Genomic DNA, 25,871 nt, shown 5'->3' with positions numbered 1-25,871 from the left:
TGTCAAGGCCGTGGAAGCTGCGGTCAGTTCGCCGCCTTCTCGACAAAGGCGTTGGTATAGGTACGATCCAGATCCACCTTGGCGTCCTTGATCTCGGGCGAGTTGAAGCTCATCACTTCCAGCACGACCTTGGCGCCGTCCGGGTCCACCTTGCCATCGGTCGAGATCATCTCGAGGCTGCTCTTCAGCGATTCCGCATAGATCGCCTTGTCCGCGCCGGTGATGTTCGCGGGCATCTGGCTGGCGATTTCCTCGGGGCTGGTCTCGTGGATATAATGCAGCGTATCAACGATCGCGGCAGCCATGGCCTCGACTTCCTTCGGATGGGCGTCGATCCATTCGCGCCGGGTGTAGAGCGCCGCGCCGATGTAATCCGCTCCGAAGAACTTGCGCGTGTCCTCTTCCTTGCGGGTATCCACCAGCATCTTCAGGTCGGGATGCAGCTTCTGCAATTGCGAGATTGCCGGGTCCAGCGTGACCACCGCGTCGATCTGGCCCTGCTCTACCGCCGCGACCGAGGTGGCGCCGACGCCCACGCCGACGACCGAGGCCGCTTTCGGGTCAAGCGACTGCTTGGACAGCATGTATTTCAGGAAGAAATCGGTCGAGGAACCGGGCGCGGTCACGCCCACGGTCTTGCCGTCCAGATCGGCAATGCTGTTGATCTCGCCGTTGTTCTTGGGGGCGACAACCAGCGCGATGCCGGGCAGCTTGCCCTGCACGACGAAGGCCTGCATGTCCTGATGCTTGGCCGCCATGCTGAGCGTATGCTCGTAATAGCCCGAGACCACATCGGCACTGCCACCCACGACGGCCTTCAGCGCGGCCGAGCCGCCCTTGAAATCGACCAGTTCGACATCGACGCCATGCTTGTCGAAATTGCCGAGTTGTTCGGCCAGCACCACCGGCAGATAGCAGATGCAGCCGGAGCCGCCGATGGCGATCTTGATCGTCTCGGCGCTGGCGGGGGCCGCTGCGCCCAAAGCAAGCACGGCGACCAGAGCCCTATTGAGTTTCATTTGCGTTCCTCCCTTTCCGGATGGATTAATTGTGGTGATCGTTGTCCGGCCGCCAGACCAGCAGGCGGCGTTCGGCCAGCGTGACGCCCCAGTCGATCAGCAGGACGAAGGCAGAGAGCACGAACATCCCGGCAAAGACGCCGGCAATGTCGAACATGCCTTCGGCCTGCGCGATCAGATAGCCCAGCCCGGCCGAAGCGCCCAGATACTCGCCGACCACGGCGCCCACGACGGCAAAGCCGATCGAGATATGCAGCGACGAGAACACCCAGCTCAGCGCCGAGGGCAGATAGACGTGGCGCAGCAATTGCCGCTCGGACATGCCGAGCATGCGGGCGTTCTGCAACACGGTGCGGTTCACCTCCTTCACGCCCTGATAGACGTTGAAGAAGACGATGAAGAAGACCAGCGTGAAGCCGAGCGCGACCTTGGACCAGATGCCCAGCCCGAACCACAGCGTGAAGATCGGCGCCAGCACGACGCGGGGCAGCGCGTTCGCGGCCTTGATATAGGGGTCGAAGACCGCGGCCAGCCCCGGCCTGCGCGCCAGCCAGAAGCCAAGGATCAGCGCCGCCACCGTGCCGATGATAAAGGCCAGCGCGGCTTCAAGCAGGGTGATCCACAGGTGATACCAGATCTCGCCCGAGCGGAACCACGCCATGATCTGCTGCAGCACGTCGCCGGGGGTCGAGAAGAAGAAGCGCATCCGCGACATCTCGCCGATGAGCGAGGTATTGGTCAGCACCCACCAGAACAGCAGGGCCAGGGCCGCGACGAGGATCTGCAGCGGCAACAGAAGCGACCGTTTCATCGGGCGTTCTCCTTTTCAGCATAGCCATAGGCCTTCAGCACCTGCTCCTTCAGCATCTGCCAGATTTCGCGGTGCAGCTGCTGGAATTCGGGCGTCAGCTTGATCTCGGATACGTCGCGCGGACGCTCGAGCGGGATCGGAAAATCACCGATCAGGCGGGCATCGGGACCGGTGGACATGATGACGACGCGGTCCGAAAGCGAGATCGCTTCCTCGAGATCGTGGGTCACGAACATCACTGCCTTGCGTTCCTCCTGCCAGAGGTCCAGCAGCAGATCGCCCATGATCAGCCGGGTCTGCGCGTCGAGCGGGCCGAAAGGCTCGTCCATCAGCAAGATGTCGGGATCGCGGATCAAGACCTGCGCCATGGCGACGCGCTTGCGCTGGCCACCCGACAGCATATGCGGGTAGCGATCGCCAAAGCCGCGCAGGCCCACGCGCACCAGCCATTCATCGGCACGGGCCAGCGCCTCGCGCCGCGGGGTGCCGGCGATTTCAAGCGGAATGGCCACGTTGTCCCGCGAGGTCTTCCAGGGCATCAGGGCATCCGCCTGGAACAGGTAGCCCGCCTTGCGGTTCAGCCCTTCCAGCGGCTCGCCCTCGATTTCGACGGTGCCCGCCGAGGGTTTCAGCAGCCCGGCCGCCGCATTCAGCAGCGTCGATTTTCCCGAGCCGGTCGGCCCGACAATGGCGACGAATTCACCTCGGGCGACCTGCAGATCGGCATTGGCCACGGCGCGAAAGGCAGGCTTTCCGCCGACCGTGAACGTGATGTCCACAGCCTTAAGATTGACGGCTGGCGCCATCCGGTCATCTCCTGTTGCTGATGATAGTGCGGTTCGCTCCTCCGCGGCGGTTCTAGCCCGCGGTGGAAGTCAACTACAAGGGTAATGACCGTTTGACAGCCAAGTCCGGTCCACTAACATCCGCACGCAGATGATGTCGGAAATTCGCTACTCACTGTCGCTACCCCAAGCCGATTAACAGAGTCCGATGGAGAGCATCCATGTCTGGCAATGACCCTGACAGCCCCAGCAGAGATTTCGCAGTCGAGGCCGACACGACCTCCGGCTACTGGTCGAACCGACCCGAAAACACCTTGCCGCCGCCCGACATGATGGGCGCCTATATGCGCAACCGCCCGGTGCCGGTTCCGCCCCGTGACGGGGGCAAGGCCTGGATCATCGGCAGTGGCATCGCGGGCCTTGCCGCCGCTTTCTACATGATCCGTGACGGAGGCATGGCGGGCGAGGACATCACCATACTCGACGCATTGGAGATCGAGGGCGGCTCACTGGACGGCGCGGGCAATCCCGCAGATGGCTACATCATCCGCGGCGGCCGCGAGATGAACTGGAACTATGACAACCTGTGGGACATGTTCCAGGACGTCCAGGCGCTGGAACTGCCCGAAGGCTACAGCGTCCTCGACGAGTATCGCCTCGTCAACGACAACGATCCGAACTTCTCCAAGGCCCGCCTCATGCACAATCGCGGAGAGATCCGTGATTTCTCGACGCTCGGCCTGTCACGCTCGCAGCAATGGGAACTCATCCGGCTGCTGTTGAAGCGCAAGGAGGATCTCGACGACATCACCATCGAGCAATATTTCAGCCCCGGTTTCCTCGAAACCAATTTCTGGTTTTTCTGGCGCTCGATGTTCGCTTTCGAGAACTGGCAAAGCCTTCTGGAAATGAAGCTCTACATGCATCGGTTCCTCGATGCGATCGACGGGCTGGCCGACATGTCGGCGCTCGTCTTTCCGAAATACAATCAGTACGACAGTTTCGTCCGGCCCCTCGTTGACCACCTGCGCGCGAAAGGGGTGAAGATCCAGTTCGACACGCGGGCCTATGATCTCGACCTTCAGACCGGCGGGACCGGTCAGGGCGAGACGCGCACGGTTACCGCCATCCGCTGCAAGGTCGCCGGCAAGGACGCGACGATTGCGGTGAAGCCCAAGGATGTGGTTCTTGCTCTGACCGGATCGATGACCGAGGGCACGGCCTATGGCGACATGGACAACGCCCCGGTGCTTGAGCGTGACAAGTCCGACCCGGGCGAGGGCAGCGACTGGGCGCTTTGGACGAATATGGCGAAGAAATCCCCGATTTTCGGCAAGCCCGAGAAGTTCTATGGCAATGTCGATCGCTCGATGTGGGAATCGGTGACACTGACCTGCAAGCCCTCGCCCCTTGTCGATCGTCTGAAGGAGCTGTCCGTCAACGACCCTTATTCGGGCAAGACCGTGACGGGCGGGATCATCACCTTCACGGATTCGAATTGGGTGCTGAGCTTTACCTGCAATCGCCAGCCGCATTTCCCCGAGCAGCCAAAGGATGTGCTGGTGCTGTGGGTATATGCGCTGCTGATGGACAAGGAGGGCAATTACGTCAAGAAGCCGATGCCTGCCTGCACCGGCAAGGAAATTCTGGCCGAGCTTTGCTATCATCTGGGCATCGAGGACAAGCTTGATGCGGTGGTGGCGAATACCAAGGCGCGGCTGGCCTTGATGCCCTATATCACTTCGATGTTCATGCCCCGCGCGGCGGGCGACCGCCCGCATGTCGTGCCGAAAGGCTGCACGAACCTCGCCCTTCTGGGTCAGTTCGTCGAGACCTCGAACGACATCATCTTTACCATGGACAGTTCGATCAGGACGGCGCGCATCGGCGTCTACACGCTGCTGGGGCTGCGCAAGAAGGTGCCGGATATCAGCCCGACCCAATATGATATCCGCACATTGCTGAAAGCGGCCCGCGCCATCAACAATGGAGAGCCCTTCATTGGCGAGCGCCTGTTGCACCGGCTGCTCGACAAGACCTATTTCTCGCATATCCTGCCGCCGCTGCCAGAGAAAGCGGTCGACACGTCGATGCGCGAGAAGGCAGAGGTCGAATTGCAGGCCGTGCTGGGTGCCGGAAGCCAGGCGTTCGGCACTGTCGCCGGCTGGATCGAACAGTTCAGATCGAACCTGCGCGACAGGAACCGGTAATTCGGCCCTGTCCGGCAAAGCCCATATTGCCCCGGGTCGGCGAGAACCGGGGCAATCTGCTATGGCAAGCGTCGCGACTTCATTCTCATGCCCTTCAATCGCGAAGGCCGAGATCATAAATATCGAGGCAGCTCCCGACAGCGTTTCACAGGATGAGGTCGCATCGAAGTGCCCAGATTTGCTTTCAACCCGTCAATCGCCCTGACTTCCGCGACCGTCATCGGACTGCTGACCGCCCTGGCCGGCAAATGGCTGATGGGCGGTGATGCGGGATTGCAGGCGATTGGTCTCGGCTCGGCGCTTGTCTATCTGGCCGGAGGCGTTCCCGTCGGCTGGCGCGCGCTGAAGGCGCTATGGACCGAGCATATCCTCGACATCGACCTGCTGATGATCGTCGCCGCGATTGCGGCGGCGGCTGTCGGGGCTGCCGTCGAAGGTGCGGTCCTGCTGACGCTTTTCAGCCTCTCGACGACCTTGGAAGAACGCGCCATGGGACGGGCTCGGCGCGCGATCGAGGCGCTGATGGCGCTGCGCCCGGAAACCGCTTTCCGAAAATCCAGCGATGGCACGGTGAGTGAAGTGCCGGCCGCCTCGCTTGGCGTCGGCGATGTCGTGATCCTTCGCCCCGGCGCACGGGTTCCCGCCGATGGCGTCATCACCAATGGCCGGGGCGCATTGGACGAGTCGACGATTACGGGCGAGTCCATGCCGGTCGCAAAAGAACCCGGCGGCAAGGTATTCGAGGCGACGGTCAATCTCGACGGCGTGCTCGAGGTGCAGGTGACCCGAACGCTGGAACAAAGCACCGTCGCCCGGATGATCGCGCTGGTCACCGAGGCTCAGGCCGCCAAGGCCCCGTCGGAGCGGTTCAGCTCCTGGTTCGGCCAGCGCTATACGGTTGCGGTTCTCGTGGGGGCGGTCATTGCCCTTGGCATATTCTACCTGCTCGGCCAGAACTGGGAGACCGCGCTTTATCGCGCAGCGACATTGCTGGTCGCCGCAAGCCCCTGCGCGATCGTCATTTCGGTGCCCGCCGCCATCCTGTCGGCGCTGTCCGCCGCTGCCCGCGGTGGCGTGCTGTTCAAGGGCGGCGCGGCTCTCGAGACGCTGGCCGCCGTCGACACATTCGCCTTCGACAAGACCGGGACGTTGACGACGGGACGCGCGGAGGTGACGGGGATCGTCGCGCTTGATGGAGACGAGACCGCCTTCCTGACCACCCTCGCAAGTGTCGAAGCGCATTCGGAACACCATATTGCCGAAGCGATGCGGCGCGAAGCCGCGCGGCGCGGGTTGGTGCTGCGCGACGTGTCTGACGTGAAAGCGATCCCGAGCGCCGGCATCTCCGGGCGCGATGCCATTGGCCCGGTTTGGGCCGGAAACCGGCGCATGGCGGAACTGATGGGTGCCTCGCCCGATCAGGACGGTCTTGGGGCGCTGCAGGATACGGCCGAAACGGTGGTCTATCTGGGGCGCGGGGCGCAGATCCTCGGGGCGGTCAGTATCGCCGACAAGCTGCGTGATACTTCGGTGGCCGCTCTTGCGGCGCTGCGCGCGAGCGGCGTCAAGACCATCGCCATGATGACAGGCGACCGGCGGCCTGTCGCGCTGCGCATCGGTGCCTCTCTGGGATTGAAACCGGACGAAATCCACTCGGAGCTGTTGCCGGAGGACAAGGTCCGCCTTGTCGGCGAAATGAGCGGCGGGGGGACGGTTGCCTTCGTCGGCGATGGGGTGAACGACGCCGCGGCGCTTGCGCGTGCCGATGTCGGTATCGCGATGGGGGCGGCGGGTTCCGAAGTCGCCCTTCAGGCCGCCGATGTCGCATTGCTTTCGGAGGACATGGAACGGCTCGCAGCGGCGCACCGCCTTTCCAGATCCACCGCGACGATCATCCGGCAGAACCTCGTCTTTGCGATCGGGGCAATGCTGGTGCTGGTCGCCGGAGCGGTTTTCTTCGAGCTGCCCTTGCCGCTTGCGGTATTGGGGCACGAAGGCGGCACCGTCCTTGTCGTTCTCAACGGCCTGAGGCTTCTGAACGATCCGATCCGCGATATGCGGCAATCTGCGGGGCGGCGGGTTATCGCGCAAGGATATGATGCCGGAGGTCGCGCGGTCGCCAGCCAGGAATGAACCTCGCGATAGAGGTCGGCGATCGGCCGACCCGAGGGACGCGGCGCTTCAAGGCCCACTATCTTTGCACATTGTTGGCGTGGGGGCGTTCACCCCGACGCTTAGGAACCGCCCCTCCCTTACGCGAGCTAACTCACGCGCCGGATCATTCCGGGGCCTCCGCGTCATAGGCCAGCCCGGCATCCCCAAAGGCGGACCAGCCGCCGTCGACCGAAAGCACCGCGCCGGTGACGTAGCTCGCCGCCGGCGAGCAAAGGAAATAGATCGTCTCGGCGATCTCTGCCGGTTCGGCGAGCCGTCCCATCGGGGTGCGCGACGCAAGGCGGTTGAAATCGACGAACCCTTGGTCCCTGAGCTTCGTCACCAAAGCGGTCGCGGTAAAGCCCGGTGCCACCGCATTCACCCGGATGCCCCGCGCCGCGAACTCGCAGGCCATCGACTTCGTCATCTGCGAGATCCCGGCCTTGGCCGCGCCATAGGCGTTTCGCCTGGGCAGGCCCACCACGCCAGCGATGGACGAGATGTTGACGATGGCGCCACCACCCGATTTGAGCATCAGCGGGATGGTTTCGCGCGACACCAGGAATGTCCCGCGCAGGTGGACTTCGAGAACCCGCGTGAACTCGGCCGTTTCCTGTTCGAGGGTCGGCTTGTGCGCGCTGCCGACGCCCGCATTGTTCACCACGGCATCCAGCCGTCCGAAACGCTCCTCGAGCGCGGCGATGGCCGCCTTGACCGAGGCCTCATCTGATACGTCGCATCCCAGGGCCAGATCAGCAGCGCCCTCATCGACGCGCGCCTGCGCTTTCCCCGGATCGATGTCGGCGATGGCGACCGCAAAGCCCGCCTGCTTGAAGCGCAGCGCCGTCGCCAGTCCCACCCCGTCGGCGCCGCCGGTGATCAGCGCCACGCCTGTTGCGTCTTTATCCAAAACTTTCCTCCCTCGGTTCTGTCACGGCGTTTGATCGCCCGTTCAGCCCGGTGGTCCTCATGTCCTTCCGCGGGCTCATGCGTTCTTGAAACAGAGCCTCGTGACGAGCGCAATGTCCCCGCATGAGTTTCCGGGGCCGAGATTTTTCACTCGCCCAAACAGCCATATACACCGATGCTGCCGCGAGCGATTTCGCAACAGACGGGGAGGGGCCATGGCACGGGCGCGCGAATGGGGACTGGTGGCGGGTATGATGCCGCCGGGTGCGAGGAATGCGATCACCGACGTGCCGGGGGTCGGTGTAGGGCACCGGACTCTCTGCCGGGAAGGGATCAATACCGGCGTTACCGCGATCCTGCCTCAGCCGGGGAACCTGTTCCGCGACAAGCTGACCGCCGCGGTCGAGATCATCAACGGCTTCGGCAAAAGCGCCGGGCTGGTGCAACTGGCGGAACTCGGCACGCTCGAGACCCCGATCCTGCTGACCAATACCTTCGGCGTCGGCACCTGCATCAATGCGCTGGTCCGCCGCGCCATTGCCGAGAACCCCGCGATCGGGCGCGAGACCTCGACCGTGAACGCGGTGGTCTGCGAATGCAATGACGGGCCGCTCTCGGATATTCAGGCGCTTGCCGTGACCGAGGCGGATGCGCTGGCGGCGCTGGAGGCCGCCGTGGCGGAGGTTGCCGAGGGTTCGGTCGGGGCGGGGACGGGCATGTCCTGCTTCGGCTTCAAGGGCGGGATCGGCACGGCCTCGCGCCGGATAGGGATCGCGGGGCGGGACTGCCATCTGGGGGCGCTGGTGCTGGCGAATTTCGGTCGCGCCGGGGATCTGGTCCTGCCCGATGGGCGCCGCCCCGACCCCCGCCACCCGCGCCACCCGCCGCGACCCGAGCAGGGTTCGATCATCGTGATCCTCGCCACCGATGCCCCGGTGGACCAGCGCCAGCTGCAGCGGGTCTGCCGCCGGGCCGGGGCAGGGATCGCGCGGGTGGGGGCATTCTGGGGGCATGGCAGCGGCGATATCGTGCTGGGCTTCACCACCGCGAACCGCGTGCCGCATATGCCACAAGGCGACACGATCCCGCTGGAGCGCCTGTCCGATACGCGCATCGACGATCTGTTCCGCGCCGCCTGCGAAAGCACCGAAGAAGCGATCCTGAACGCGCTTTGCGCCGCCACCGCCGTTCCCGGTCGCGGCGGTCCCGTCCCACCCTTGCTGACGGACTGGTTGCGGGCGGCTTCTGGTGCGCAGCGTTGACGGGTCTCGCAGCTTTGCAAAGGGCTTGCCCGACAATAGCTTGACAGCTTGATGCGGAAACTGGAGCATTTTGTCTAAACAACCGATCCGGCCACCGGACCGACACAGGGATGAAAGCTTTACCATGACTTTTGCGATCGTTGCCGATCTCGTGCTTCGGGGTGGGAAAATCTGGCCGGGTTACGGGATGCCGCTGGCGGAATCGCTGGCAATTGCGGGCAACCGGATTCTGGCGCTGGGGAGTGATGCCGAGATCGCGCCGCTGATCGGGCCGCGAACGAAGGTCGTCGACCTCGCCGGGCGCTTTGCGATGCCGGGGCTGATCGACGCGCATCTTCACCTGATCTCGACCGGGCTTCTGCGCGGGCAGGTTGACGCCACCGCCGATGCTGCACCGACGCGGGAGGCTCTGTTCCGCGCGCTGCAAGCCCGCGCCGCCGAGACGCCCAAGGGCGACTGGATCCGCGCGCGGGGTTTTGACCAGACGCGCTATCCCGACGGGTTGATGCCGACCGCGCAGGAGCTTGATGCGGCGCTGCCCGATCACCCGGTTTCGGTGACGCGCGCCTGCGGGCATGTCACGGTGGTGAACTCGGCGGCCCTTGCGCGGGCAGGCATCACGGCCGGGACGCCCGACCCGGATGGCGGCCTTATCGGGCGCGAGGATGGGCAGTTGACCGGGATGCTGGCGGAAAACGCGCAGAACCTCGTCTATAACGTGCAGCCGACGCCATCGCTTGACGAAATCATCGACGCGATCGAGGCGGGGGGCCAGCACCTCGCGCAATTCGGCATCACCTCCTGCATGGATGCGGCGACGGGCCAGATCGACGGCATGACCGAGATCCGGGCCTATCACCTCGCCTTGCGCGATGGCCGCCTGCCGGTCCGGGTCTGGGCGACGCTGCTGGGCGATCCGGGCTCCTCCATCGTCGAGCCCTGCCATGAGGTCGGCCTTGTCACCGGGGTCGGCAATGACATGTTCCGCATCGGCGGGGTGAAGATCTTCACCGACGGCTCGGCGGGCGGGCGCACCGCATGGATGCGCCAGCCCTATCGCGGGCAGACCAACAATTACGGCGTCCAGATGTTGCCGGACGACCAGCTTTTCGAACTGGTCGATCGCTATACGGCGATGGGCTATACCATGGTCTGCCATGGCATCGGCGATGCCGCCATCGACCAGCTTATCCGGGCCTATGAGCGTGTGCGGGCCGCTGATCCCGATCACCAGCACCGCCACCGGATCGAGCATTGCGGCTATGCCGATGCCGGGATGAATCAGCGCATGGTGGCGGCGGGCATCCTGCCCGCGCCGCAGCAGGCCTTCATCTATGATTTCGGCGACGCCTATGTCTCGGTTCTGGGACCGGAGCGGGGCCTGCGCTCCTATCCCATCGCGACCTGGGACCGGCTGGGGCTGAAGCCATCGACCGGCAGCGACTCGCCCGTCTGCTCGCCCAACCCCTTCCCCGACATCTACGCGATGCTGACGCGCAAGACCCACAAGGGGACGGTGATGGATGCCTCCGAGATCCTGACGCCCGAGGAAGCCCTGCGCGCCTATACCGAACATGGTGCGTATTCGCAGGGCGCGGAGGCGGTCAAGGGCCGGCTGGAGCCGGGGATGCTGGCGGATGTCGCGGTGTTCGATCACGACCTGCTGGCCGCCGACCCCGAGACGATCCTGCATCATACCCGTTGCGAGATGACCATTCTGGATGGACGCATCGTCCACGACAGAAGCTGAGGCCGGGCGCGGGGAGGTGTCTGGCCAGAAACCAACGAACGGGGGCGGAATTGCCCCAACAGGGAGAGAGAGACCATGCTGACCAGACTTAGCCTGATGGCGGCGCTTGCGCTTGGAACGGCGACGGCCGCGCTCGCGCAGGATGCGACCCCGAGGGATGGCGGAACCTTCGTCTTCACCGCGCCCTACGGCAATTCCATCACCTCGCTCGACATTACGGCGACGCCGCATACACAGGACGAGATCGTCGCCAAGGCACTGAACCGCTCGCTTTACAAATGGAACCCAGAGAGCGGCAAGCCCGAGCTTGATCTGGCGGAGTCGGTCGAGAAATCGGCGGATGGCAAGACCTATACCTACAAGCTGCGCGACGCGAGCTTCCACAATGGCGACAAGCTGGACGCCGATGACGTGGTCTGGTCCTACAACCGCCTCGCCGATCCGAAGAAGGCCCTGCCGGGCGCCGAGCAGATGTTGCAGATCGAAGGCGTGGCCGAGTTTCAGGCGGGCACCGCCGACCATATCGCGGGCGTGAAGAAGATCGACGACAAGACGGTCGAGATCACCGTCACCAATCTGGCCGATCCCGGCTGGAACCTGATGTCGAACTATGCCCCGATCTATTCCAAGGACTATCCCGAAGATCAGCTTGCCTCGAAGCCGAACGGCCTCGGCCCGTTCAAGCTGGCGAATTACGTTCCGGGCTCCAAGGTCGAGCTGGTCAAGTTCGACGACTATTACGAGGAGGGCAAGCCGCATCTCGCCAAGCTCGACATCATGCTGATGGGCGAGGCCGCGGCCCGCGACGTCGCCTTCCGCAATGGCGAGATCGACGCGAACGTCCTCGGCCCCGTCCAGTATGAGGCCTATACGCAGGATCCGGCGTTGAAGGACAATATCCTCGAGGTGGCCGAGGTCTATACCCGCAATATCGGCTTCAACCCCAAGGTCGAGGCTTTCAAGGACAAGCGTGTGCGTCAGGCGATCAACCACGCGATCAACAGTGAGCTGATCATCCAGAAGCTGCTGAAAAACAAGGCGTATCCGGCGGTTTCATGGCTTCCTACCTCCTCCCCGGCCTTTGACAAGGACGCCAAGCCCTATGCCTACGACCCCGAGAAGGCCAAGGCGCTCCTGAAGGAAGCGGGCTATGAGACCGGGCTGAAGTTTGCGGTCACCGCGACCGACAATGAAAGCTGGGGCCTGCCCATCGTCGAGGCGATCATCCCGATGCTGGCGAAGGTGGGGGTCGAGGTCACGACCGACCCGGTCGACGGCTCGGTCCTGTCCGACAAGATCCTGTCGGATAATTTCGAGGCCTATATCTGGTCGAACTCCTCGGGGCCGGATCCGCTGAAATACCTGACCTGCTTCAAGTCGACGACCTCGCAATCGGCCTGCAACTACGTCAAGTTCGCTAATCCCGAATACGACAAGCTGCTCGAGGCCGCCGGACAAGAGACCGATCCGGCCAAGCAGAACGACCTGCTGCGGCAGGCCAACAACCTGTTCCAGGAAGAGGCGCCGGTCTGGTTCTTCAACTACAACAAGGCCGTGATGGCCTATCAGCCCTGGGTCCACGGGCTGAAGCCGAATGCGATGGAGCTGGCGATTCAGGATTACGAGGACATCTGGGTCGACGAAAACGCCCCCACGGCACGCCAGTAACGCCTGAGCGATCGGCAGGGAGGGGTCCGGGTTTCCGGGCCTTTCCAGCCTTCCGCGCAAATCCAAGGAAAGGCAGGATCCGCAGATGATGCGTTTCATCCTTCGCCGGACGCTGCAGATGATTCCCACCATGCTGGCGGTCGTTCTGATCATCTTCGTGATCTTCAGCGTCGTGCCCGGCAGTTTCATCACCTCTCTGATGTCCGAGGGGCGCAACGCCACCAATGCGCAGGTGCTGACGCATCTGAACGAGCAATTCGGATTGGATCAGCCCTTGCTGGTCCGGCTCTGGAATTATCTCTGGGGGCTTGCCCATTTCGATCTGGGCATTTCCTATCGCACCCGCGAGCCGGTCTGGAACGTGATCGAGCCGCGGCTCTGGCCCTCGATCAAGCTGGCGCTTTGCGCGATGGGTTTCGCGGCTGTGGTGGGCATCCCGCTTGGTTTCCTTGCCGCGCTGAAGCCGGGCAGCGTCTTTGACAGCGGCACGATGGTCGTCGCGGTCTCGGGCCTGTCGCTGCCGGAATTCTGGTTCGGGCTGCTGCTGATGTATGTTTTCGCGCTGAATCTCGGCTGGCTGCCGAGCTTCGGCTATCAGCCGGGCAGCATCCGGCACATCATCCTGCCCGCCATCGCGCTCGGGGTCTCGCCCATGGCGCTGCTGGCGCGAACGACGCGGGCGGGGGTGCTTGACGTGATGAACGCCGATTTCGTCCGCACCGCCCGCGCCAAGGGATTGGCCGAGCCGCGTCTGGTGCGCAGCCATGTCGCCCGCAACGTCCTCGTCCTGATCCTGACGACGATGGGGTTGCAGATCGGGGCGCTGATGGGACAGGCCATCGTTGTCGAGAAGCTGTTCTCATGGCCCGGCATCGGCTCGCTTCTGGTCGACAGCGTCTCGGTACGGGACATTCCGGTGGTGCAGGGGGCGGTGCTGGTGATCGTTCTTTGGTTTCTGGTCATCAACATGCTGGTTGACATCACCTATGCGCTGATCGATCCGCGCATCAAGGTGGGTTGAGCCATGGTGCTTCGGTTCAACTTCACCCTCGGCCTCGTGCTGGTGGTTCTGGTCGTCCTTGGCGCGATCCTTGCCGGCCATGTCGCGCCCTATGATCCGATCATGGACGCGGATTTGATGAGCTCCGAGATGCCGCCAAGCTGGGAGCATTGGATGGGCACGGACGGGCAGGGGCGCGACGTCTTTTCGCGGGTGCTCTACGGGGCGCGGGTCTCGCTGACGGTGGGGCTGATCTCGCAGCTCATCAACTCGGTGATCGGAACGTCGCTTGGCGTCTCGGCCGGGTATTTCGGCGGCTGGTGGGACGATTTCGTGAACGGCCTCACCAATGTCATGCTGGCGATCCCGTCGCTGGTCTTTGCGCTGGCCATCATGGCGGTGCTGGGTCCGGGGCTGCCGAGCCTGCTGATCGCGCTTGGCCTGACCAACTGGTCCTGGACCTGCCGCATCGCGCGCTCCTCGACGCTGTCCCTGAAAAATCAGGGCTTCGTTCAGGCCGCCAAGACGGCGGGCTTCGGCGATCTCAACATCATGCGCACCCAGATCCTGCCGAACATCCTTGGCCCGGTGCTGGTCATCGCGACGCTTGGCATCGGCGGCGCGGTCCTGTCCGAGGCGGCGCTGTCCTTCCTTGGCGTCGGCATCCGCCCGCCGCAGCCAAGCTGGGGCAACATGCTGTCCGACGCGCGCGAGCTGATCCGAACGGCCCCCTGGGCCGCGATATTTCCGGGCCTTGCGATCTTTGCGACGGTGCTGGGCTTCAACTTGCTGGGTGACGGCCTGCGCGACATGCTCGACCCCCATATGAGGACGCGCAAGGCATGAGCGATCTTCTTCCCGATCCCATCCTGTCGGTCCGCGACCTGCGCCTCGGCATCGGCAGCAGTCACCGGATCCTGCACGGCGTCTCCTTCGACATCCTGCCGGGCGAGGCTTACGGACTGGTGGGCGAATCCGGCTCCGGCAAAAGCGTGACCGGCCTTGCGATCATGGGCCTGCTGAAGCGGCCCCTGACCGTGACCGGTGGGACTATCCATTTTCAGGGTCGCGACCTCCTCGGGATGCGCCCGCGCGAACGCCGCCAGCTGCGCGGTGACCGCATCGCCATGGTGTTTCAGGAGCCGATGACGGCGCTCAATCCGCTTGTCACCATCGGTCGCCAGATCGCCGAGATGTTCGTGATCCATCGCGGCATGGGCTGGCCCGAGGCGCGGCGGAAGGCCGTCGAGGCCTTGGAAAGTGTCCGCGTGCCCGCGCCCGAGGAACGCGCCCGCGCCTATCCCCATCAGCTCTCCGGGGGGATGCGCCAGCGCGTGATGATCGCGATTGCGCTGGCCTGCCGTCCCGACCTGCTGATCGCGGATGAGCCGACGACGGCGCTGGACGTGACGGTTCAGGCGGGTGTGCTGGAGCTGATGGCCGATCTCTGCCGGGCCGAGGGCACGGCGGTCCTGCTGGTCAGCCACGACCTCGGCGTCATCGCCAATATGTGCCAGCGCGTCGGGGTCATGGACCGGGGCCGGCTGGTCGAGGAGCAGGACACCCGCAACATCTTCACCAATCCGCTGCATCCCTATACGCGCGGGTTGCTGGCCTCCCGGCCGCGCCTCGGCTCGCGTGAGCCGGGCCAGCGCGGTCGCCTGACTGAGCTTGAGGAGGTCGTCGCGGCCAAGGATCGCGGACGCGACATGCCGACCCTCATCACCCCGCGCGGCCCGCGCCTTGTCGAAGGGGCGGGGGCATGAGTGTGCCGTTGCTGGAGATCCGCGACCTCACGGTCCATTTCAACCTGCCCCGCCGGACCCCTCTCGGCCCCCGCCGCATCCTTCGCGCGGTCGAGGGCGTGAGCCTGACCCTGAACGAAGGCGAGTGCCTCTCGATCGTCGGCGAATCCGGCTGCGGCAAGTCCACGACCGCGCTGACGGTCATGGGCCTGCAGGAGCCGACCGAGGGGCAGGTGCTCTATCAAGGCAAGCCGTTGAACGGTCCGGGCGCACCGGGCCGCAAGGAACGCGCCCGGATCGCGCAGATGGTATTTCAGGATCCCTATGCCTCGCTCAATCCGCGCCAGACCATCGGCTCGACCCTGATGTCGCAGTTGAAGCTGCACGGGCTGGCCTCCGGGTCCGAGGCGCAGGACCGGGTTGCTGCGATGCTGGCCCGCGTCGGGTTGCAAGCCGACCATGCCAAGCGCTTTCCGCATGAGTTCTCGGGCGGCCAGCGCCAGAGGATCGGCATTGCCCGGGCCTTGATGCTGAATCCCCGGATCCTCGTGCTGGATGAGCCGGTCTCGGCGCTCGATGTCTCGATTCAGGCGCAGATCATCAACCTGCTGATGGACCTGCAGGAGACGCTGAAGCTCAGCTATATCATGATCTCGCATGACCTTTCGGTGGTCGAACATGTCAGCGACCGCGTCGCGGTGATGTATTACGGCCGCGTGGTCGAGGAGGGCGACTGGCATTCGGTCTTTTCCCGGCCGACCCATCCCTATACCCGCCGCCTGATCGGCTCGGTCCCCGATGCCGAGGCGATCCTGACCGGGGCGCGCGGCGTGCCGGAGGGGGCGGCGATTCCGGCCGGGCGCAGCTTCTCGCCCGATATTTCCACCCGGCCCGACCCGAGCCTGCCGCCAGAGGCCAGCATGCTGGTCCCGATCGGCCCGGATCACCGCGTTCGCCTTGCCGACTGAACCCTAGACCCGAGACCCAGATGACCTTCACCGTCCTGACCGCCGAATTCCAGCATGAGAGCAACACCTTCTCGCGCTATCGCACCGGCTTGCCGCAGTTTCAGGCGGATGCGCTTTACTACGGCGAGGACGCCATCGCCGCGCGGGGCGAGGCGAATACCGAACTCGCCGGTTTCCTCGACGTGGCGCGACCCGCCGGCTGGAACGTCATCCACGCGATCAGCGCCCATGCCGTGCCGGGTGGGCAGGTTACGCGAGCGGCCTATGACCATATCGCGGGCGTGATCCTGAAGGCCGCGCGCGACAACAAGGACCGGCTGGATGGCGTGCTTTTGTCGCTGCATGGCTCGATGGTTCCCGAATTCTGCGAGGATGGCGAGGGGTTGTTGCTGCGCCTGCTGCGCGCGGAACTGGGCGGTCAGATCCCGATTGCGGTGACGCTGGACCTGCACGCCATGGTCTCGCCCGAGATGGTCGAGCGGGCGCAGATCTACGTTTCCTACAAGACCTATCCCCATGTCGACATGCGCGCGACGGGCGCCCATGCCGCCCGCATCCTTGGCCGCGCGATGAAGGGAGAGATCGCGCCTCGGACCATCCGCGCCCATGTCCCGATGCTGGACGAGGCGAATTCGGGCCGCACCGACATCCCCGAGACCTTGGCGCTGTATCAGCGCGCCATCGCGGCCGAAGAGGCGGGGCTTGAGGCGGTTTCGGTCAATGCCGCCTTTACCGGCGCGGATGTGTTCTGCGTCGGCCCGACCGTGCTTGCCACCTATGACAGCCGCGATCCCTTGGCCGAGGCGGCGGCGCAGGCCGTGACCGAGGAACTGGCCGCCGCGATCTGGGATGGGCGGACGAAGAAACGCAATGTCTTCATCGAGGTCGATGAGGCCGCGGCCGAGGCTTTTGCGTGGCAGGGCGACCGGCCGCTGGTGATCGCGGATTATGCTGACAATCCCGGCGCGGGCTCCTATGGCGATTCCACTGCGCTGCTGAAGGGGCTGATGGATGCGGGCGTGACAGGCGCGGTCCTCGCCCCGATGATCGACCCCGAGGCCGCGGCCGCGTTGCACCGCCATGCCGAGGGCGAGACCGTGACCTTGACCATCGGCGGCAAGGGCAACCCGTATTTCGGGGGAGGGCCGCTGACCGTGATCGGCACCATCCGCAAGCTCTCGGACGGGGCCTATATCGGTGACGGGCCAATTCAGGGCGGGCTTTCGCACAGTTTCGGACCTACGGCGGTCATCGACCTTGGCGGGATCGAGGTGCTGGTCGTGACCGAGGCGCAGCAGATGGTGGACCTGCAACAGCTCCGCGCCTTCGGGATCGAGCCGACCCGGCGGCGCGTGCTGGTCCTGAAATCCATGCAGCATTTCCGCGCCGCCTTCGAGCCGATTGCGGGCAAGGTCATCGTCTGCGACGCGGGCGCGCTGGCGACGCCCCGGGCCGAGCGGCGGCCCTATCTCCGCGCCCCCCGCCCGCTCTGGCCGCTGGATCGCGACTTTGAGCGTTGATGCAAGTCCTACTGCGCCGATCCCCGAAGGCGCCGGTCCGCCCCGCATGGAACGAAAGATTAACTCGGGGCCTGCCCGTAGGTGCATTCTTCCATCATCCGGGTCATCTGCGGCGCCTTAGCGCGACGGGGATGCCACCATCGGCACCCGCCGCATCTGGTCAATCGCCGCCTTGCTGGTTGCAGCAGGCGGCGATGTAATCCTGTGCCAGCCGATCCACCGCCGCCAGCGCCAGCGTCCTTGCGTGGGGTCGCAGGCGGCCCGACCGGACATCGGGATAGAGCCCGCCCAGATATTGCCCGATCAGCGTCTCGGGCAGCTCGGCCTCGCCCAGCAGCGCGAAAAGCTCGACCACCGCCTCTTCGGCGGCGGGCTGCGGCCAGTAATAGCGGATGCGGTCGCTATAGGAGAAATGCCGCTGGAGCGCGCGTTCCGCCTCGGGGCCGTGATAATAGCGGTCCCAGTTCGCGGGCGCGTCGAGCATTAGGCCCCATCGTCTGGCGCAGGGTCTGACTGCGCTCGCCGGGGAAAAGCGCCTCGCGCAGCACGGAGGTCAGGCCCGGCCCGACCTTCAGGATCGCGAAGCCGTCCTTGACCAGCGCGATCAGCGCGTCGCGGGTCTGGTAATCGGTCGAATGCGCCTCGAAGACCAGCCCCGGCAGTTGTCCCAACACGGCGCTGAGACCTGCAACCGCGACCGGGTTCTATTGACACCAGCACCGGCGCTGAATCAAGTATTTGCCAGCCACCTTTACATAGAGATTCAATTGGCAATCCGCATCTTAACAGCCTGGAACGTCGAGCTTACCGAACTTGGAAACAGCGTCCCCGGCTGGACCTTCGACAGTAACGCCTATGGCTCCAGTGGACCCCCCTATGATCTGGCGTCGCATGTGATGCAGATCGAAGTGAACGACGTCAATAATGACGGCGCCATTGTGATCAATAGCGGAGATACGATCACGATTGGCGGTGTCCCGCAGCAGATCGGCTTGATCTACTATGGCGACACGGCCATTATCGACGGGGTCACGCTCCAGACGGTCGGTTTCTATGTTGGGCCGCGTAGCGAGATCCCCGTCGTGTTGCCGATCATCAACGGCAAGATTTCCGGCGCATACGCGGGACGTATCACGTCATCGGTAGGGACCGGCAGCTTCAACCAGCCGATTCCCTTCGATGAGTTTGCCTGTTTTGTGCGGGGCACGATGATCGCCGTCGCGCATGGCACGCGTCCGGTCGAGACGCTGGAGCCTGGGGATCTGGTCATGACCAGGGATAACGGTCTTCAGCCGATCCGCTGGATCGGGTCGGCAAGGGGCGGTGGCCGTCGCACCGGCATCCCCGAGAATCTGCGGCCCATTCGCATCTCGGCCGGGGCGCTCGGGACCAACGTGCCCAGTCAGGACCTGCTGGTTTCGCCTCAGCATCGCATTCTCGTCTGCTCGAAGATTGCTCAGCGCATGTTTGGAGCCGAGGAGATTCTGGTCGCTGCCAAGCAACTGCTGCAACTCGATGGCGTCGAAATTGCCGATGACCTGCGCGAGGTCGAGTATTTTCACATCCTGTTCGACCGGCACGAGATTGTCACCTCGGGCGGAGCTCAAACGGAATCGCTCTACACCGGGCCCGAAGCGCTCAAATTGATTGGAGCGCAGGCGCGGGAGGAGATCTTCACCCTCTTCCCTGAGCTGAGAGAGCACGGCCATTTGGCTCTGCCCGCCCGCCCGCTGGTCAAGGGACGCAAGGGACTGAAGCTGGTCGCTCGCCACGCAGAGCATCAACGCGCGCTTGTCTGAGATCCGCACGAACCGGTGCCAAAAGAGGATCTTTTGAGGCCGGAGTTTTCGCACCACGTTGCGCTGGATGGTCGGCGGCTTTCGCCAAGGGTACGGGGAAATCGGGCCGACCGAAAGCTCGGCGGCCCATTCATCCTGTGAGGCAGCCAAGATACCTCCCATCGCGCAACCGCAGAAACACCCACGCGGCGCGTTTCGGCGCGGTGATCAGAGGTCGGTCAGTGTGCCCTCATGCGCCTCGGCAGCAAGGCCCAGCGTCTCCGACAGGGTCGGGTGCGGATGGATGGTCAGGGCGAGGTCTGCGGCATCCGCACCCATTTCGATCGCAAGCACCCCTTCGGCCAGCAGCTCGCCCGCATGGGGGCCGACGATACCCAGACCCAGCAGCCGGTTTGTGGCGGGATCGATCACCAATCGCGTCAGTCCCTCCGTCCGGGCAAGGCTTTGTGCCCGGCCGGATGCGGCCCAGGGGAAGCTTGCGACCTTGACTGCGATCCCCTGCGCATGGGCGCTGGCCGTGGTCAGGCCGGCCCAGGCGATCTCGGGGTCGGTATAGGCGACCGAGGGGATGGCGCGGGGTTCGAAGGCGATCTTGTGGCCGCAGGCCACTTCGGCGGCGACCTTGGCCTCGTGCACGGCCTTGTGCGCCAGCATTGGCTGTCCGACCACATCGCCGATGGCGAAGATATGCGGCTGGCTGGTGCGCATCTGGGCATCGACCGGGATGAAGCCTTGCGCGTCCAATGCGATATCGGCGCGGGCGGGATCGGCGGCCTCTCCGTTCGGGCGGCGGCCGATGGCGACGAGGATGCGGTCGAACTCCTCCTCGCGACCATCCTCGAACCGGGCGAGCAGAGCATCCGGGCGGGCCTCGACCGAGGCCAAAGCGCAACCGAGCCGAATGTCATAGCGCCCGGCAAGCCGGTTCGAGAGCGGCTTGGTCAGTTCGGGGTCGGCGCCGGGGATCAATTGCTCCTGCCGCTCGACCAGCGTGATGCGGCTGCCGAACGCATGATAGACCTGCGCCATCTCCAGCCCGATGATCCCGCCGCCCAGCACCAGAAGCCGGGGCGGGACATCGGCCAGCGCCAGCGCACCGGTGGAATCGATGATACGCGGATCCTCTGGCAGGAAGGGCAGGGCCGCGGGTCGTGAGCCGGTGGCGATGATCGCCTGCTGGAAACGGATTATCTGCGAGCCGCCATCAGCTTCGACCGTCAGGCTGTGTGCGTCGCTGAAGCGGGCGTGGCCGCGGATTACCGTGACCTTGCGCCGGCGTGCGAGGCCGGCAAGGCCGCTGGTCAGCCGTCCGATGATCTGGTCTTTCCAGCCGCGCAGCGTGGGCAGGTCGAGCTCCGCCGCGCCGAAGCGCAGGCCATGCGGGCCAGCTGTTTCGGCCTGTTCCTTGACCCCGGCCACGTGGAGAAGCGCTTTCGAGGGAATGCAGCCCACGTTCAGACACACCCCGCCCAGCGTCTCGCGGCTGTCGACCAGCACCACCTTGCGGCCCAGATCGGCGGCCCGGAAGGCGGCGGTATACCCGCCCGGCCCGGCGCCGATCACGACGATCTCGGTTTCCATGCTTGCCCCTCTCACAGGCTGATGCGGCGGAAATCACCGAGGATCTCCTTGACCGCCAAAAGGAATTTCGCCGCCGCCACGCCATCGACCACGCGATGATCCCAGGAAAGCGATAGCGGTTGCACGAGCCGGGGCTGGAAGGCCGCGCCGTCCCACAGGGGCCGGGTTTGGGCGCGCACCATGCCCATGATCGCCACTTCGGGGGCGTTGATGATCGGGGTGAAGTTGATGCCTCCGATGCCGCCCAGCGAGGAAATGGTAAATGTCGCGCCCTGCATGTCGGGCGCCTTCAACCGGCCGGCGCGGGCGTCGGCGGCAAGATCCGCCATCTCGGCGGCAATCTCGCGCAGCGATTTCTGGTCTGCCGCGCGGACCACCGGCACCACCAGCCCGTCGGGCGTATCTGCCGCGACCCCGATGTTGTAATAGCGTTTCAGCACCAGAGCGTCGCCATCGAGCGAGGCGTTGAAGGCCGGAAACCGCTTCAGCGCCGCCACAGCCGCTTTGACGGCAAAGGGCAGGATCGACAGTTTCGCGCCGCCCTCGGCATTGGCCGCCTTTCGGAACGCCTCGAGGTCGGTGATGTCTGCCTCGTCGAAATTGGTGACATGCGGGATCAATACGGCGTTGCGCTGGAGGCTCGGTCCCGAGATGCGGGCGATGCGGGTCAACAGCTGGCGCTCGACTGGGCCGAACGCGGCATAATCCACCTTTGGCCAGGGCAGCAGCCCCAGCCCTTCACCTGCCGGCGCGGCGGCGGGGGCGGCAAGCGCGGCCCTGACAAAGCCGTTCACGTCGTCGGAGGTGATGCGACCCTTTGGGCCGGTGCCGGTCACGCGCGCAAGATCGACCCCCAGCGCCCGCGCCATGCGTCGGACCGAGGGTGAGGCATGGGGCAGGTCGGCCGCGATACCCGAGGGCTGTTCCAGCGGCTCCGCGGGGGCGGAAGGTGCCACCGGCGCTGCCGCCTCGGGAGCAACAGGCACCGGGCCGGCGGTCGCCGCCGGGGGCGGCGGCGGTGCCGCCTCGGCCTCGGCCTCCAGCGTAAGAACCAGCGTGCCCTTGGCCACCCGATCCGCCATCTTCAGCGCCAGCGCCACCACCCGCCCGCCGCGATCGGCAGGAACGTCCAGCGTCGCCTTGTCGGATTCGAGCACCAGAACGGTATCGCCCTCGGCGATCAGGTCGCCCGGCTTCACCGGGATCTCGACCACCGGCACATCCTTGAAATCGCCGATATCCGGCACGCGTAATTCATGCAAAGCCATGATCCCCCTCCTTACTGCTGCCACGGTGCGGGTGTGGCGGGATCCGTCCCGAAATCCTGCAAAGCCTGCTCAAGGATCGCGCCCTCGATCCGGCCCTCGCGCGCCAGCGCCTCGATGGCGGCAAGCGCGATGGAGGCCGCATCGACCTCGAAGAAGGCGCGGAGCTGCGGTCGTGTCCCCGAGCGGCCGAAGCCATCCGTTCCCAGCGCGACGAAGCGGCCCTCGACATATGGCGCGATCATCTGCGGCAGCGCGCGGACGTAATCCGACGCTGCAATAATCGGTGCGTCCCCCGGCAACATGCGCTGGACATGGCTGGTCTCGGTGGCAGCCAGTCCGCCCAGCCGGTTGCGCCGCTCGACCGCCTGGGCGTCGCGCGCCAGTTCCGACCAGCTGGTGGCGCTGAAGATTTCCGCATCAATGCCGTAGCCCGCGAGCAGCTCGGCCGCAGCGATGACCTGGCACAGGATGGTGCCGGATCCCACCATCCGTACCTGTGGCGCGTTGCCGCGCTGACCAAAGCGATAGAGACCGCGCAGCAGATCGTCCTCGACCCCTTCGGGCAGGTCCGGCTGGACGTAGTTCTCGTTCATCACGGTGATATAGTGGAACTCGTCGCGCCCCTCTTCCATCATGCGCCGCGCGCCGTGATCCATGATCACCGCCAGTTCGCCCGCAAAGGCCGGATCCCAGGCGCGGCAATTGGGCACGGTGGCGGCGGCCAGATGGCTCGACCCGTCCTGATGCTGCAGACCCTCGCCCGAAAGCGTGGTGCGCCCCGCCGTCGCGCCAAGCAGGAAGCCCCGCGCGCGCTGGTCGGCTGCGGCCCAGATCAGGTCACCGACCCGCTGGAAGCCGAACATCGAATAATAGATATAGACCGGCAGCAACGCCACGCCATGCACCGAATGGGCGGTGGCGGCGGCGGTCCAGCTGGAAATCGCTCCGGCCTCGGTGATGCCCTCCTCGAGAAGCTGGCCGTTGACCGCCTCCTTGTAGAACATCATCGAGCCGGCATCCTCCGGCTCGTAAAGCTGACCTTGCGGTGCGTAGATGCCGATCTGGCGGAACAGGTTGTCCATGCCGAAGGTGCGCGCCTCGTCCGCGACGATGGGCACGATGCGCGGACCAAAGGCCTTGTCCTTGAGAAGCCCGCCCAGCATCCGCACCGCGGCCATCGTGGTCGACATCTCCTTGCCCTCTGGGCGCAGGGCAAAGGCTGCATAGCTGTCGCGTGCCGGAACCATCGGCGCCGCCGGTCCCTGCATCACGCGTCGCGGCAGGCTGCCGCCAAGGGCGGCGCGGCGGGCATGCAGATAGATCATTTCCGGGCTGTCTTCGGCCGGCTTCAGGAAGTTCAGGTTTTCGAGGTCGCTTTCCGACAGCGGCAGATCGAAGCGGTCGCGGAAGGCGCGCAGCGCATCGAGGTCCAGCTTCTTGGCCTGATGTGCGGTCATCCGCGATTCGCCCGCGCCGCCCATGCCATAGCCTTTCTTGGTCTTGGCAAGGATCACCGTCGGCCGGCCCTTATGCGCCTTGGCGGCGGCGAAGGCTGCGTAGAGCTTGCGGAAATCATGCCCGCCGCGCTTCAGCGCGTGGATCTCGGCATCGGTCATGTGAGCGGTCAGCGCCCTGGTCGCCGGATCCGCGTCGAAGAACTTCTGCCGGTTGTAATCTCCGTCCTTTGAGCCGAGATTCTGATATTGCCCATCCACCGTCTCGGCAAAGCGCCGCAGTAGGGCGTTATCGGTGTCCCGGGCGAAAAGCCCATCCCATTCCGAACCCCACAGCACCTTGATGACGTTCCAGCCAGCCCCGATGAAGAGCGACTCGAGTTCCTGAATGATCTGGCCATTGCCGCGCACCGGCCCGTCCAGCCGTTGCAGGTTGCAGTTGACGATGAAGGTCAGGTTGTCCAGTCCCTCGCGTGCGGCCAGCGTCAGGCCGGCGATGGATTCGGGCTCGTCCATCTCGCCATCGCCGAACACGCCCCAGACATGGCGGTCCTGGGTTTGCGCCAGCCCGCGCCCGTCCAGATAGCGCAGGAACCGCGCCTGATAGACGGCGCTGAGCGGGCCGATGCCCATCGAGCCGGTGGGGAATTGCCAGAAATCCGGCATCAGCCACGGATGCGGATAGGAGCAGAGGCCCTTGCCGCCTACCTCCTGCCGGTAGTTGGCGAGTTGCGCCTCGCCGAGGCGGCCTTCCAGAAAGGCGCGGGCATAGACGCCGGGTGCGGAATGGGGCTGAAAATACACCAGATCCCCACCGAATTCGGGGGTGGGGGCGCGGAAGAAATGGTTGAAGCCGGTCTCGAAGATTTCGGCGGCGCTGGCATAGCTGGCGACATGGCCGCCCAACTCGCCATACGCCTTGTTCGCGCGCACCACCATCGCCAGCGCGTTCCAGCGGATGATCGAGGTCAGCCGCTCCTCTATCGCCAGATCCCCGGGATAGGCACCCTGATGCTCGAGCGGGATGGTGTTACGATAAGCCGAAAAGGGTTGGGCCGACGTGAACACGCCCGAGCGGCGGGCGATATCCTGAAGCTGGCGCAGCAGGAAATGCGCCCGCGCGCCGCCCGAGGTCTGGGTGACGGCGCGGAGCGCGTCCACCCATTCGCGGGTCTCGGCGGGATCCTGATCGTTGTCCGAAGTGATAGGGGTCTGGTGCAGCATGATGTCCTCCCGAACGCTGGCGGGAGCTTCAAGCTAGCTGTCGCGTCCAAGCGAGAGCTGCCGAACTCTGCTACGGCGCGGGCGGATTGCGGCATGATCTGCCAGTCATGGTCGATTTTGCCGCAAGCTGTGCCGGAGGGCCGGTCAGGTTCGGCGCAGTCCGCGCACTCGACCCGATGAGCTAGCAGGATACGGGCAGCGCGGTCTTGTAGGTGACTTGCTTCAGCGCGAAGCTGGAGCGGATGTTCGCCACGTCCGGTATCGTCGTCAGATCCTGAACGATGAAATGCTGCAGCGCCTCGACATCCGGCACCACCACGCGGACGAGATAATCGCTGTCGCCGCTCATGAGGTAGCATTCCATCACTTCGGGAAAGGCGCGGATCCGGGACTCGAACACGCCGAGCGTCTTTTCCGCCTGCCGCTCCAGAGTGACCTGAATGAAGACCGTGATCATCAGCCCCAATGCCTCGGGCGAGACGAGACCTACATAGCCCTTGAGGATCCCGTCGCGTTCAAGCTGCTTGACGCGGGCGAGGCAGGGCGAAGCCGAAAGCCCGACCTTGGCGGCCAGTTCCACATTGGTCTGCTTGCTGTCGCGTTGCAGCTCAGCCAGAATCTTCCGGTCGATATTGTCGATTTTTCTGCGGCTCATCGCCTCTTTTCCTCCGTCCTGCGGCATCGCCTGCGGCGCCGCCTCCCTGGTGCGGCACAAGATGCCGGACCACCTCCCGCAGCCCTTTA

The 25,871-nt window shown here is 64.9% G+C and carries 21 protein-coding genes; 11 read left to right on the top strand and 10 right to left on the bottom strand.

Features of this window, described 5'->3' with window-relative positions:
• Positions 1-23: 23 nt before the first annotated feature.
• The 3 genes from VNQ78_RS12875 to VNQ78_RS12865 are packed head-to-tail and all read right to left on the bottom strand — an operon-like array spanning position 24 to position 2,636.
• Entirely contained in the window at positions 24-1,019 is a 996-nt protein-coding gene (locus VNQ78_RS12875) for an ABC transporter substrate-binding protein (protein ID WP_325690339.1), read from the bottom strand.
• A 25-nt stretch (positions 1,020-1,044) separates the two neighbouring features.
• The gene (locus VNQ78_RS12870) at positions 1,045-1,830 is read right to left on the bottom strand and encodes an ABC transporter permease (RefSeq protein ID WP_325690337.1); all 786 of its coding nucleotides are present in this window, start codon (positions 1,828-1,830) and stop codon (positions 1,045-1,047) included.
• On the bottom strand, positions 1,827-2,636 hold the full coding sequence (locus VNQ78_RS12865; protein ID WP_325690335.1) for an ABC transporter ATP-binding protein: 810 nt from the start codon (positions 2,634-2,636) through the stop codon (positions 1,827-1,829). Before VNQ78_RS12865 ends, VNQ78_RS12870 begins: the two co-directional genes overlap by 4 nt.
• Positions 2,637-2,836: 200 nt before the next feature.
• Between VNQ78_RS12865 and VNQ78_RS12860 the strand changes: the two genes are divergently transcribed.
• A complete protein-coding gene (locus VNQ78_RS12860) occupies positions 2,837-4,825 on the top strand; it encodes an oleate hydratase (RefSeq protein ID WP_325690332.1) in 1,989 nt (662 codons plus the stop codon).
• Positions 4,826-4,993: 168 nt separating this feature from the next.
• Complete coding sequence (locus VNQ78_RS12855; RefSeq protein ID WP_325690329.1) at positions 4,994-6,958, top strand: cation-translocating P-type ATPase; 1,965 nt, start codon at positions 4,994-4,996, stop codon at positions 6,956-6,958.
• A 145-nt stretch (positions 6,959-7,103) separates the two neighbouring features.
• On the opposite strand, the gene VNQ78_RS12850 is transcribed toward VNQ78_RS12855, so the two are convergent.
• Entirely contained in the window at positions 7,104-7,889 is a 786-nt protein-coding gene (locus VNQ78_RS12850) for an SDR family NAD(P)-dependent oxidoreductase (RefSeq protein ID WP_325690327.1), read from the bottom strand.
• A gap of 214 nt (positions 7,890-8,103) precedes the next feature.
• On the opposite strand from VNQ78_RS12850, the gene VNQ78_RS12845 reads away from it, so the two are divergent.
• The 8 genes from VNQ78_RS12845 to VNQ78_RS12810 all read left to right on the top strand — a co-directional run bounded on the left by VNQ78_RS12845 (position 8,104) and on the right by VNQ78_RS12810 (position 17,801).
• Positions 8,104-9,150 carry a P1 family peptidase gene (locus VNQ78_RS12845; RefSeq protein ID WP_325690325.1) on the top strand — a complete coding sequence of 349 codons (1,047 nt, stop codon included), beginning with the start codon at positions 8,104-8,106 and terminating at the stop codon, positions 9,148-9,150.
• A 124-nt stretch (positions 9,151-9,274) separates the two neighbouring features.
• Complete coding sequence (locus VNQ78_RS12840; RefSeq protein ID WP_325690322.1) at positions 9,275-10,900, top strand: amidohydrolase; 1,626 nt, start codon at positions 9,275-9,277, stop codon at positions 10,898-10,900.
• Positions 10,901-10,975: 75 nt separating this feature from the next.
• Positions 10,976-12,568, top strand: coding sequence for an ABC transporter substrate-binding protein (locus tag VNQ78_RS12835; RefSeq protein WP_325690319.1), 1,593 nt, complete (start codon positions 10,976-10,978; stop codon positions 12,566-12,568).
• A gap of 85 nt (positions 12,569-12,653) precedes the next feature.
• Positions 12,654-13,589: an ABC transporter permease gene (locus VNQ78_RS12830; RefSeq protein WP_325690317.1), complete on the top strand. Its 936-nt coding sequence runs from the start codon at positions 12,654-12,656 to the stop codon at positions 13,587-13,589.
• Positions 13,590-13,592: 3 nt separating this feature from the next.
• Positions 13,593-14,414 carry an ABC transporter permease gene (locus VNQ78_RS12825; protein WP_325690314.1) on the top strand — a complete coding sequence of 274 codons (822 nt, stop codon included), beginning with the start codon at positions 13,593-13,595 and terminating at the stop codon, positions 14,412-14,414.
• Positions 14,411-15,334 carry an ABC transporter ATP-binding protein gene (locus VNQ78_RS12820; protein WP_325690312.1) on the top strand — a complete coding sequence of 308 codons (924 nt, stop codon included), beginning with the start codon at positions 14,411-14,413 and terminating at the stop codon, positions 15,332-15,334. Before VNQ78_RS12825 ends, VNQ78_RS12820 begins: the two co-directional genes overlap by 4 nt.
• Complete coding sequence (locus VNQ78_RS12815) at positions 15,331-16,281, top strand: ABC transporter ATP-binding protein (RefSeq protein WP_325690309.1); 951 nt, start codon at positions 15,331-15,333, stop codon at positions 16,279-16,281. The genes VNQ78_RS12820 and VNQ78_RS12815 overlap by 4 nt, the downstream gene beginning before the upstream one ends.
• Positions 16,282-16,301: 20 nt before the next feature.
• On the top strand, positions 16,302-17,801 hold the full coding sequence (locus VNQ78_RS12810) for a M81 family metallopeptidase (protein WP_325690308.1): 1,500 nt from the start codon (positions 16,302-16,304) through the stop codon (positions 17,799-17,801).
• 160 nt (positions 17,802-17,961) lie between these two features.
• On the opposite strand, the gene VNQ78_RS12805 is transcribed toward VNQ78_RS12810, so the two are convergent.
• On the bottom strand, positions 17,962-18,285 hold the full coding sequence (locus VNQ78_RS12805) for a class II D-tagatose-bisphosphate aldolase non-catalytic subunit (protein WP_325690305.1): 324 nt from the start codon (positions 18,283-18,285) through the stop codon (positions 17,962-17,964).
• Positions 18,203-18,475, bottom strand: coding sequence for a class II D-tagatose-bisphosphate aldolase non-catalytic subunit (locus tag VNQ78_RS12800; protein ID WP_325690303.1), 273 nt, complete (start codon positions 18,473-18,475; stop codon positions 18,203-18,205). The genes VNQ78_RS12805 and VNQ78_RS12800 overlap by 83 nt, the downstream gene beginning before the upstream one ends.
• A 93-nt stretch (positions 18,476-18,568) precedes the next feature.
• Between VNQ78_RS12800 and VNQ78_RS12795 the strand changes: the two genes are divergently transcribed.
• Complete coding sequence (locus tag VNQ78_RS12795) at positions 18,569-19,600, top strand: Hint domain-containing protein (RefSeq protein ID WP_325690301.1); 1,032 nt, start codon at positions 18,569-18,571, stop codon at positions 19,598-19,600.
• Positions 19,601-19,807: 207 nt separating this feature from the next.
• Here the strand turns inward: VNQ78_RS12795 and lpdA are convergent, their stop codons facing one another.
• The 4 genes from lpdA to VNQ78_RS12775 form a co-directional block, all read right to left on the bottom strand.
• A complete protein-coding gene (gene lpdA, locus VNQ78_RS12790; protein WP_325690299.1) occupies positions 19,808-21,181 on the bottom strand; it encodes a dihydrolipoyl dehydrogenase in 1,374 nt (457 codons plus the stop codon).
• 11 nt (positions 21,182-21,192) lie between these two features.
• The gene (locus VNQ78_RS12785) at positions 21,193-22,449 is read right to left on the bottom strand and encodes a 2-oxo acid dehydrogenase subunit E2 (protein ID WP_325690297.1); all 1,257 of its coding nucleotides are present in this window, start codon (positions 22,447-22,449) and stop codon (positions 21,193-21,195) included.
• 11 nt (positions 22,450-22,460) lie between these two features.
• On the bottom strand, positions 22,461-25,127 hold the full coding sequence (gene mdeB / locus VNQ78_RS12780) for an alpha-ketoglutarate dehydrogenase (protein ID WP_325690295.1): 2,667 nt from the start codon (positions 25,125-25,127) through the stop codon (positions 22,461-22,463).
• 181 nt (positions 25,128-25,308) lie between these two features.
• Positions 25,309-25,782 (bottom strand): Lrp/AsnC family transcriptional regulator, encoded by a 474-nt coding sequence (locus VNQ78_RS12775; RefSeq protein ID WP_325690293.1) that lies wholly within the window; start codon positions 25,780-25,782, stop codon positions 25,309-25,311.
• Positions 25,783-25,871 lie beyond the last annotated feature (89 nt).

Origin of the sequence: Paracoccus sp. (in: a-proteobacteria) (assembly GCF_035556475.1) — a bacterium.
Classification (GTDB): domain Bacteria; phylum Pseudomonadota; class Alphaproteobacteria; order Rhodobacterales; family Rhodobacteraceae; genus Paracoccus.
This window is presented reverse-complemented; position numbering and strand designations above follow the sequence as displayed.

Excerpts from the sequence above, each read along its gene's own strand:
- VNQ78_RS12775 (WP_325690293.1), bottom strand. The coding sequence starts at position 25,782 with ATGAGCCGCAGAAAAATCGACAATATCGACCGGAAGATTCTGGCTGAG.
- VNQ78_RS12830 (WP_325690317.1), top strand. The coding sequence starts at position 12,654 with ATGATGCGTTTCATCCTTCGCCGGACGCTGCAGATGATTCCCACCATG.
- VNQ78_RS12805 (WP_325690305.1), bottom strand. The coding sequence starts at position 18,285 with ATGCTCGACGCGCCCGCGAACTGGGACCGCTATTATCACGGCCCCGAG.
- VNQ78_RS12820 (WP_325690312.1), top strand. The coding sequence starts at position 14,411 with ATGAGCGATCTTCTTCCCGATCCCATCCTGTCGGTCCGCGACCTGCGC.
- VNQ78_RS12785 (WP_325690297.1), bottom strand. The coding sequence starts at position 22,449 with ATGGCTTTGCATGAATTACGCGTGCCGGATATCGGCGATTTCAAGGAT.
- VNQ78_RS12860 (WP_325690332.1), top strand. The coding sequence starts at position 2,837 with ATGTCTGGCAATGACCCTGACAGCCCCAGCAGAGATTTCGCAGTCGAG.
- lpdA (WP_325690299.1), bottom strand. The coding sequence starts at position 21,181 with ATGGAAACCGAGATCGTCGTGATCGGCGCCGGGCCGGGCGGGTATACC.
- VNQ78_RS12810 (WP_325690308.1), top strand. The coding sequence starts at position 16,302 with ATGACCTTCACCGTCCTGACCGCCGAATTCCAGCATGAGAGCAACACC.
- VNQ78_RS12875 (WP_325690339.1), bottom strand. The coding sequence starts at position 1,019 with ATGAAACTCAATAGGGCTCTGGTCGCCGTGCTTGCTTTGGGCGCAGCG.
- mdeB (WP_325690295.1), bottom strand. The coding sequence starts at position 25,127 with ATGCTGCACCAGACCCCTATCACTTCGGACAACGATCAGGATCCCGCC.
- VNQ78_RS12870 (WP_325690337.1), bottom strand. The coding sequence starts at position 1,830 with ATGAAACGGTCGCTTCTGTTGCCGCTGCAGATCCTCGTCGCGGCCCTG.
- VNQ78_RS12815 (WP_325690309.1), top strand. The coding sequence starts at position 15,331 with ATGAGTGTGCCGTTGCTGGAGATCCGCGACCTCACGGTCCATTTCAAC.
- VNQ78_RS12865 (WP_325690335.1), bottom strand. The coding sequence starts at position 2,636 with ATGGCGCCAGCCGTCAATCTTAAGGCTGTGGACATCACGTTCACGGTC.
- VNQ78_RS12825 (WP_325690314.1), top strand. The coding sequence starts at position 13,593 with ATGGTGCTTCGGTTCAACTTCACCCTCGGCCTCGTGCTGGTGGTTCTG.
- VNQ78_RS12845 (WP_325690325.1), top strand. The coding sequence starts at position 8,104 with ATGGCACGGGCGCGCGAATGGGGACTGGTGGCGGGTATGATGCCGCCG.
- VNQ78_RS12835 (WP_325690319.1), top strand. The coding sequence starts at position 10,976 with ATGCTGACCAGACTTAGCCTGATGGCGGCGCTTGCGCTTGGAACGGCG.
- VNQ78_RS12840 (WP_325690322.1), top strand. The coding sequence starts at position 9,275 with ATGACTTTTGCGATCGTTGCCGATCTCGTGCTTCGGGGTGGGAAAATC.